The 9,568-nt window shown below is 32.4% G+C and carries 8 protein-coding genes; 2 read left to right on the plus strand and 6 right to left on the minus strand.

Going from position 1 to position 9,568, the window contains the following annotated elements:
- The first annotated feature begins 300 nt into the window (after positions 1-300).
- Together dapA and dapB are read left to right on the plus strand one after the other, a co-directional pair.
- Positions 301-1,194, plus strand: coding sequence for a 4-hydroxy-tetrahydrodipicolinate synthase (gene dapA, locus RH99_RS16480; RefSeq protein ID WP_010240800.1), 894 nt, complete (start codon positions 301-303; stop codon positions 1,192-1,194).
- 1 nt (position 1,195) lies between these two features.
- Positions 1,196-1,945: a 4-hydroxy-tetrahydrodipicolinate reductase gene (gene dapB / locus RH99_RS16485; protein ID WP_010240802.1), complete on the plus strand. Its 750-nt coding sequence runs from the start codon at positions 1,196-1,198 to the stop codon at positions 1,943-1,945.
- 78 nt (positions 1,946-2,023) lie between these two features.
- On the opposite strand, the gene RH99_RS16490 is transcribed toward dapB, so the two are convergent.
- The 6 genes from RH99_RS16490 to RH99_RS16515 form a co-directional block, all read right to left on the minus strand.
- On the minus strand, positions 2,024-3,667 hold the full coding sequence (locus tag RH99_RS16490) for a peptide ABC transporter substrate-binding protein (RefSeq protein WP_010240803.1): 1,644 nt from the start codon (positions 3,665-3,667) through the stop codon (positions 2,024-2,026).
- An 89-nt stretch (positions 3,668-3,756) separates the two neighbouring features.
- The gene (locus tag RH99_RS16495) at positions 3,757-4,740 is read right to left on the minus strand and encodes an ABC transporter ATP-binding protein (protein WP_010240805.1); all 984 of its coding nucleotides are present in this window, start codon (positions 4,738-4,740) and stop codon (positions 3,757-3,759) included.
- Positions 4,740-5,750 (minus strand): ABC transporter ATP-binding protein, encoded by a 1,011-nt coding sequence (locus tag RH99_RS16500; RefSeq protein ID WP_010240806.1) that lies wholly within the window; start codon positions 5,748-5,750, stop codon positions 4,740-4,742. Before RH99_RS16500 ends, RH99_RS16495 begins: the two co-directional genes overlap by 1 nt.
- Positions 5,751-5,763: 13 nt before the next feature.
- Positions 5,764-6,678, minus strand: coding sequence for an ABC transporter permease (locus RH99_RS16505; RefSeq protein WP_010240807.1), 915 nt, complete (start codon positions 6,676-6,678; stop codon positions 5,764-5,766).
- A gap of 12 nt (positions 6,679-6,690) precedes the next feature.
- The gene (locus RH99_RS16510; RefSeq protein ID WP_010240808.1) at positions 6,691-7,611 is read right to left on the minus strand and encodes an ABC transporter permease; all 921 of its coding nucleotides are present in this window, start codon (positions 7,609-7,611) and stop codon (positions 6,691-6,693) included.
- Positions 7,612-8,171: 560 nt separating this feature from the next.
- On the minus strand, positions 8,172-9,320 hold the full coding sequence (locus RH99_RS16515) for a pyridoxal phosphate-dependent aminotransferase (protein WP_010240809.1): 1,149 nt from the start codon (positions 9,318-9,320) through the stop codon (positions 8,172-8,174).
- Positions 9,321-9,568 lie beyond the last annotated feature (248 nt).

Here is a 9,568-nt window from a genome sequence, read left to right on the forward strand (position 1 = left end):
CTACTTTTAGATACATATAGAATGGAAAGAATAGTTTACTCTACATATCTAATCAGTCTCTGATACTAGCATTGGTGTTTATCCGATGACTACCAGTCGTAAAAGTAGAAGATAACGGCTGCTACGTCCCTGGATAACGATTTCTAAGTTTCAGATGGGAAGAAACTCCACCTGAAGCAAAGAACTCTGTTTATAATAATTTAGTTAATAGTATACATGAATAATGAGACCTTATGATTATTTCTGAATATACTAATATAGAGAATTATTAATAAAAATATATACATCAAGGGGGATATTATGAGTATATTTGTAGGTAGTGCTGTAGCTATTGTAACTCCTTTCACAGAAAATGGAGTTAATTTTGAAAAACTTAAAGAATTAATTGAATGGCACATAAAATCATCTACTGATGCCATAGTAATTTGTGGTACTTCTGGAGAAGCATCAACCATGACTTTAGAAGAAAAAAAAGAGGCAATAAAATTTACAGTTACTACAGTAAATAAGAGAATTCCTGTAATTGCAGGTACTGGAAGTAACAATACAAGTGAAAGTATTAAAATGAGCAAATGGGCAGAAGATGTAGGCGTTGATGGTCTTTTAGTCATAACTCCTTATTATAATAAAACCACTCAGAAGGGTTTAATTCAACACTTTAAAGCTGTTAATGATGCTGTTAATATTCCCATAGTGCTCTATAATGTACCTGGGAGAACAGGTATGAACTTAAATCCTGAAACTTTACTTTTATTAAGTGATTTAAAAAACATTGTAGCTATTAAGGAAGCAAGTGGTAACATAAGTCAAATTGCAAAGATGAAGGCTCTTTGCAGAGATAGATTTGATATATATTCAGGAAACGATGATCAAATCGTACCTATATTATCTTTAGGTGGTAAAGGAGTAATTTCAGTAATTGCTAATATCCTTCCTAAAGAAACTCATGAAATGGTAATGTCTTATATAAATGGCGATACTTCAAAATCTCTTGAGATTCAATTAAATACATTGCCTTTGTGTAGTGCACTATTTGTAGAGACTAATCCAATACCAATAAAAACAGCTTTAAATCTTATTGGTTATAATGTTGGTCCTTTAAGATTACCTCTTTGTGAAATGAATGATAAAAATCTTAAATTACTAAAAGATGAGATTAAAGCTTATGGTCTAACTTTAAAGGAGGAAAAATAGAGTGAAAGTATTATTAAACGGTTGCGGTGGTAAAATGGGTAAGGTAGTAATTGAAGCCGCTAAAAAATTTGACAACATAGAAATTGCAGCTGGGGTGGATAAATCTACTGATAATTCTTTAGAATTCCCAGTCTTCAACACTGTTGAAGACTGCAATGTACCAGTAGACGTAATTCTTGATTTTTCAAGACCAGATGCTTTAGATAGTATATTAAAGACTTCTGATAAGAATAAATTACCTATTGTATTATGTACTACAGGTTTTAGTAAAGATGAAATTGCAAAAATAAATGCCTTTAGTAAAGAACATGGAGTATTTCGTTCAGCAAATATGTCTATAGGAATAAATGTCATAAATAATATATTAAAAAATATAAGTGCCTTTTTATACAATGATTATGATATTGAAATAATTGAAAAACATCATAATCAAAAAGTTGATGCTCCTAGTGGTACTGCCCTTTTACTTGGTGATACCATAAGAAACTCCATTAAAGAGGATACAGTGTATGTAAACGGAAGAGATGGACTACACAAAAGAGAGCATAATGAAATTGGTGTTCATGCTATAAGAGGCGGCTCCATTGTAGGTGAACATGAAATAATATTTGCCGGTCAAGGAGAAACTATAGAACTTAAGCACACTGCTATCTCCAGAGAAGTTTTTGCCGTAGGTGCCCTTAAAGCTTGTGCATTTATGCAGGGTAAAGAAAAAGGTCTTTATGATATGAATGACGTTTTAAATTCATAGAAATACCTCCAGATTTTAAAATCTGGAGGTATTTTTTAATTCAAGAAAACCTCCAGAAAAATCTGGAGGAAATCCTAACTATTTTTGTACATATGCATTTTGGAAATAGAAGAAACCAAGTGGTGATACATTAACACCTTTTACGTAATTTTTTTCGCATACAACATAATTATATTCATATAATGGAATTACCGGCATATCCTTCATTAATATATCTTCTGCTTCATGCATTTCGGTAGTTCTCTTAGCTACATCAGTTTCACCTTTCGCAGCATCAATAAGTTTATCATAATCAGGATTACTGTAACCAGCAACATTATTTCCTGCGCCTGTTACCCACATATCAAGGAATGTCATTGGATCTGCATAGTCTGCTGACCAACCATTTCTAGCCATAATATACTGATGTTTAGTTGTATCATTAAGTTGTACTGTTCTTTCAACGCTTCTAAGTGTGATATTTATGTTTAAGTTTTTCTTAAGCATATCTTGTACTGCCTGTGCTATACTTTGATGTCCTTGACCATTGTTATATATTACTTCAAGACTAGGTAATCCCTTACCATCTGGATATCCTGCTTCTGCTAAAAGTTGTTTAGCCTGTGCTACATCTGCTGTTGGTTTATAGTATTCTTTATCTTTAAAGTCTTTTCCATCAATAGTAATTCCCTTTGGTACAAAGCTTGTTGCAGGATTTTGTCCGCCTTTTGTAACATCCTTAACTAATTTAGTTCTGTCTATAGCAAGAGATATTGCCTGCCTAACTTTAGGATTTTGCATAACCTTAGCTGCATCTGGGTTAATTTTAGCTGCATCTGGAGCTAAGTTAAAGCTATAATAGTAAGTTCCAAGATTGGCATAAGTCTTTGCAGTACCATTCTTTAATAGTGTAGGTATTTGTTCTGCTGGTGGTGCATAAATCATATCAATTTGACTAGATTGAAATGCTGATAAATAACTAGTTTCTTGATCTAACACTGTATATTTTAACGTATCTAATTTAATATTTTTAGCGTTCCAGTAATTTGTGTTTTTAACAAAGTTTAAACTATCCTTTGGTTTCCAATCCTGAAGTTTAAATGCTCCATTAGAAACATAAGTTGCTCCCTTAATTGCCCAATCCTTAGGATGAGCATCAACTATATCCTTTCTTACAGGCATATAAGTTGGGAATGACATAAGTCCTAAGAAATATGGTGTTGCATTTTCAAGATCTACATCAAGTGTATAGTCATCAGTAGCCTTAACACCTACTTGATCAACACTTGCCTTACCTTGGTTATATGCCTCACCGCCCTTTAAATAATAAAGCTGATAAGCATAGTCTGATGCAGTTTCTGGAGCCAATGCTCTTTTCCAAGCATATTCAAAGTCTTGAGCCTTAACAGGTTTTCCATCTGACCATTTCGCTTCTTTCCTAAGATGGAATGTATAGTGTTTTCCCCCATCTGTAATATCCCATTTTGATGCAACTCCAGCTATAGGCTGATTCTTTGAATCCACATCTAATAGTCCCTCAAAGGCATTCGCAATTACAGTTGCACCTTCTACTGAACTGTTAAGTGCTGGATCAATAGTCTTAGGATCCGCATTCAAATTAAAAGTTATTTTTTGTTCTGATTTTGTTGTGCTGCTTTTACTTCCACATCCGCCTAATAGTGTTCCCACTATTACTGCAGACATAACCAAAGCGCATAATCTTGATTTTTTACTCTTTAGCATAAAAATTTCCCCCTTAGTATGTATTTTATTCCTTTAGTATATTCAATCAGTAGCTAATTATACACGTACAATCAGCTACTGGTTCAATCTTATTTATTACATAGATGACAAGCTACACAGTGTCCATTACCTTGATCCTTTAGCTCAGGCTCTAACTCACCACAAATAGGCTTAGCATATCTGCATCTTCCTTTAAATCTACAACCTGTTGGTGGGTCAATAGGAGATGGTATCTCACCTTCTAGCATAATTCTCTTGTTATTTGCTGCTGCATCTGGATCTGGCACCGGTATCGCTGAAAGCAGTGCCTGAGTATAAGGATGTAATGGATTTTTATATAATTCATTGCTTTCTGCAATTTCAACTAATTTTCCCAAATACATAACACCAATTTTATCTGATATATGTTTTACCATGGATAAATCATGGGCTATAAACAAATAAGTAAGTCCTAGGTCACTTTGAAGATCTTCAAGCATATTTACTACTTGAGCTTGTATTGATACATCTAACGCTGATATAGGCTCATCGCAGACAATGAATTCCGGCTGTACTGCTAAGGCTCTAGCAATACCAACTCTTTGCCTCTGTCCACCAGAAAACTCATGTGGATATCTGCTTGCATGATCAGTATTTAGACCAACTCTACTCAGAAGATACTGTACTCTTTCATTTCTCTCTTTTTTATTCATTAATTTATGAATATCTATAGCTTCACCAATTATATCTCCTACAGTCATTCTAGTATTTAACGAAGCATAGGGATCTTGAAATATCATTTGCATCTTTCTTCTATAGGGAAGCATTTTCTTTGGAGAAAGTTTTGCAATATCTTTACCATCATATATTATCTCGCCACTTGTGGGCTCATACAGTTTAATTATAGTCCTGCCTATAGTGGTTTTACCACAACCGGATTCACCAACAAGACCTAAAGTCTCACCTTTGTTAATTGCAAAAGATACATTGTCTACGGCTTTAACTAAGCTTTGCTTCTTTCCCATTAAGCCTTTGTTTATAGGAAAAAACTTCTGTAAATTATTTATCTCAAGTAGTGGTTTTTTCTCACTCATTACTTATTCTCCCTCCCCGTATTAGGCTTAACTTTAGGTGCCTTAGGATGATTTAACCAGCATGCTGAATAATGACCTTCATCTATTTTAAAGTTTTCTGGTCTATTATCTATACAAACTTTCATGGCATATTCACATCTTTGTGCAAAAGGGCAACCCTTAGGTGGATTTAGTAAGTCTGGTGGATTACCTTCTATAGGCTTAAGCCTTTCTCTAGTATCTTCTTTAGGGTTAGGTATACTTCTTAAAAGTCCCCAAGTGTATGGATGTTTAGGATTATAAAATATATCCCTAGTATTTCCACTTTCCACAACGATACCACCATACATAACATTTATTCGATTGCATATGTCAGCTACAACTCCTAAATCATGAGTTATAAGTATAATAGACATATTTAACTTTTCTTTAAGGTCTTTCATGAGTTCAAGTATTTGTGCCTGTATTGTAACATCCAATGCAGTAGTTGGTTCATCAGCTATTAAAAGCTTAGGATCGCATACAAGTGACATGGCAATCATAGCCCTTTGTCTCATACCACCAGAAAATTCATGAGGATATTGTTTTATTCTCTTCTCTGGACTTGGTATACCAACCAATTTAAGCATTTCAATAGCTTTTTTCATAGCTTCACTTTTTCTTAATTTTTTATGCTTAATAAGTGGTTCTGTAAGCTGGTCACCAATAGTTAATACTGGATTTAAGGAAGTCATTGGATCCTGAAATATCATACTTATTTCATTTCCTCTAATTTTCTCCATTTCCTTTTCGGATAATTTTGCTAAATCTTTACCCTCAAATAAAATTTCTCCCTGTTTTACTTCACCATTATCTTCAAGTAAACGCATAAGTGTCATCATAGTTATACTTTTTCCACTGCCGGATTCACCAACTATTCCAATAGCTTCACCTTTATATAAATCAAGACTTACGCCTCTTACAGCTTTAACTTCACCAACGTGAGTATGGAATGAAGTGTGTATATTATTAATTTGGAGTAACTTTTCCATAATAATCCTCCTATTATTTTCTCATCTTTGGATCAAGTGCATCCCTTAGTCCATCGCCTAATAAATTAAATGCGAGCATAGTTAAACATATTGCCATTGCCGGGAAAAACAATTGGAAAGGATAAAGCTGATAACCTTCCAATGCATCTGAAGCTAGTGTCCCCCATGAAGCCATTGGTGCTGCAACTCCAAGTCCTATAAAACTTAAAAACGCTTCTTGGAAAATAGCATCTGGTACTGATAGAGTTAGTGTTACTATTATAGGTCCCATACAGTTTGGAATTAAATGTTTTAACAATATTCTTAAGGGAGATGCACCTAAAGCTTTCGCTGCTAAAATAAATTCCTGTTCCTTAAGAGACATTACCTGTCCTCTAACTATTCTAGCCATGGTTATCCAAAAGGATACTGCTAATGCAATAATAATACTTTTAAGTCCTGTTCCTAAAACCACCATAAAAAGTATTACATATATAGTTATTGGAATTGCATATATAGCTTCAACTATTCTCATCATTATGTTATCTACTTTACCGCCAAAATATCCAGATATACCTCCATATATAACGCCTATTACAATACTTAAGACACTAGCCACATATCCAACTGTAAGGGATATTCTTGCTCCGTATAATACTCTTACAAAGGAATCTCTTCCAAATTTATCTGTTCCAAACCAATGAGCACTGCTTGGCCCTTGGTTTGCAATGGCAAAATTTTGTGTGTGATAGTCGTATTTTGAAAGCATAGGTCCAAATATCGCAAGTAATGTTACAAAGATAACAAATATTAATCCCAGCATAGCAAGTTTATTTTTTCTAATTCTATTCCAAACATCCTGCCAATAAGTAAGATTTGGTCTTACCACTTCGTTTCTAATCTTCTCTTTACTATCAACTCTCTCAAATGAATCCTTTGAAAATTCCATATCTGTTCCTCCTTAGTTTTCCAGTTTTATTCTAGGATCAATAATAACGTATAATATATCAACTATAAAGTTCGCTATTACTAATAATGAACAGAAGAATATAGTAACACCTAGTGTTGTTGAATAATCTCTATTACTGATACTCTGCACAAATTCTTTACCAAGTCCAGGTACTCCGAAAAGTGATTCAATAATAAAGCTCCCTGTAAGGACACTTGCAATTAATGGTCCTAGATAAGTGATAAGAGGTATAAGTGAATTCCTAAGGGCATGCTTAACTATGACCTTTCCCTTTGAAAGGCCTTTTGCCTTTGCTACCTTAATATAATCCTGTCGTACTACTTCTAACAAGCTTGATCTTACTAGTCTTGAAATAAAAGCAGTAGAGTACCCTGAAAGAGCTATAGCTGGAAGCACCATGTATTTTGGTCCATCAAAGCCAACTGCTGGGAACCATCCAAGTTTTACTGCAAATAAATAGATGAATATTGTTGCCAGTACAAAACTAGGTATTGTAACACCTATGGTAGAAATAATCATGCAGAGGTTGTCCTGCCATTTCCCTTGCTTAAGTGCAGCAATTATTCCCATAATCAATCCAAATATAAGTGATATTCCAACTGCAGTAAGTCCTAATTTTGCAGAAGCAGGAAATGAATAACTAATTACATCATTTACAGTTCTACCTTCATAGGTCATAGAAGGTCCTAAATCTCCTTGTAAAAGATTTTTGAAATAGGTTGTATACTGCTGACCTAAACTTTTATCTAGACCAAACTTTGCTTCTAAATTCGCTTTTATTGCTGGTGGAAGAACTTTTCCTCCATCAAAAGGTCCACCTGGAACTGCATGCATTAAAAAAAATGTTGCCGTTATTACAACCCAAATGATGATAATACTAGATACCAATCTCTTCAAAATATATTTCAGCATATTTTCTCCCCCATTTTACTTCTATTGATTTATAATAATTTTTGCAATCAAAACCGCAATGATTACATTAATTTACAGTTAATGAAACTTTCACATGTTTTATATTCATTTGCAAAATTTACTTAAGTATTAAATTAATAATTTTTACATACCGTTAATGATAATATAATAATTATATACCTTTGTCAAGATACGAAAAAATGACGAATTAATAAATAAATGTTAGTTTTTTTATTAAATTATCAAAAACACCGTTGTTTTTTTACTTTGCATTTAATAATTATCAAAAAAATCATGTATTTATTTTTTTGTCGTATTTTGGTGAATATATATATCGCAGTAATCATATATGCATATCATAATATGACTTATATGAAATATATAAATTTAATTATTGCATAATTATTCATATAAAATTAAAAACTACTATGCTTTCAAAATTATTTATAGTAACAAATTTGAAAATCATAGTAGTTTTTAATCTATTATTATACAATTATTATACAATATAAATTTATACATAACATTATTCTAAAAGTATATTTTAAAGTAACTGATTTTTACAATAACACTCTCTCAATCCTATCAAAAGCCTCTTCTAACTGCTTTTGACTATATGCATATGAAATTCTCATATATCCTTCCCCACCCTTTCCAAAGGCAGTACCTGGCACCGCTGCCACTTTGGCCTTTCTTAGAATACTTTCACAAAATTCTTCACTATTAGATGCAAATTTCTTAATGGATGGAAATATGTAAAATGCACCTTTAGGTAATTGAACTTCAAAGCCAATTTTTATTAACCTTTCATATACATAGTCTCTTCTTTTAATAAATTCACCTTTCATGTACTCAACATCTTTCATGCAATGCCTAAGTCCATGAACTACCCCATACTGTGCTATAGAAGGTGCGCAGGAAACATTGTATTGATGAACTTTAATAATAGAATCAATGTACTTATTTGAGGCACATACATATCCTATTCTAAGTCCTGTCATGGAAAACATCTTAGAAAATCCATTTACAACTATAACTTTGTCCTTTATGTCTTTAAACTGTGCAATAGAATAATAATTATCTTCAAAACAAAGAGAGCTGTACATTTCATCTGTAATAACTATTATATCCTCATTTTTAACAATTTCATAAAGTTTATCCCTGGCCTCTTTACTCAAAATTGCTCCTGTAGGATTAGATGGATAGGAAAGCACAAGAAGTTTTGGATTTTGCTGTTTTATAATATTTTGCAATTTTGAAAAATCTATAGAAAAATCACTTTCATTTAAATTATAATTTATTATTTCTCCACCTAATAACTTAACACAACTTTCATAAGCAGGATAGGCTGGAGTTGGTATAAGAACTTTATCTTTAGGATTTATTAGTGTAGAAAATACATCCATAAGTCCTTCACTTCCACCAACAGTAACACATATTTCATCACTATCATAGCCTATATCTTGAGTTTTTAACATATTACTTATTTCCTGTCTTAGCTCTAATATGCCAGCATTAGAAGTATACACAGTTTTATTTTCATTTATAGCTTCAATCATTGCCTTTTTTATTCCCTCTGGTACAGGAAAGTCTGGCTGACCCAGAGTTAATGATATTGCACCCTCTACTTTTACCACTTTATTATAGAATTTTCTTATACCTGAAATCTCTATACTGTCAACATTACTAGAAATTTTACTTTTTTCCAAAGGTCTCACTCCATTTCAATAAGGCACTTAAAAAATAATAAATCAAAAATGCCTAATAATTTATATATATCATTATTAATAATTATACAATATAATGTAAGAATAACAACAAATCTTATGTTTTATTTAAAATACACTTTAATTTGTTACAATAATTGATTATAATAATGTAATGTATAGTAATACACACATATGCAACAATAACTTACTTTTTTAGGAGGAATTTAAATGAACTATATACTACGTGT

The sequence above is a fragment of the Clostridium arbusti SL206 genome (assembly GCF_000246895.1).
Taxonomy (GTDB): domain Bacteria; phylum Bacillota; class Clostridia; order Clostridiales; family Clostridiaceae; genus Clostridium_I; species Clostridium_I arbusti.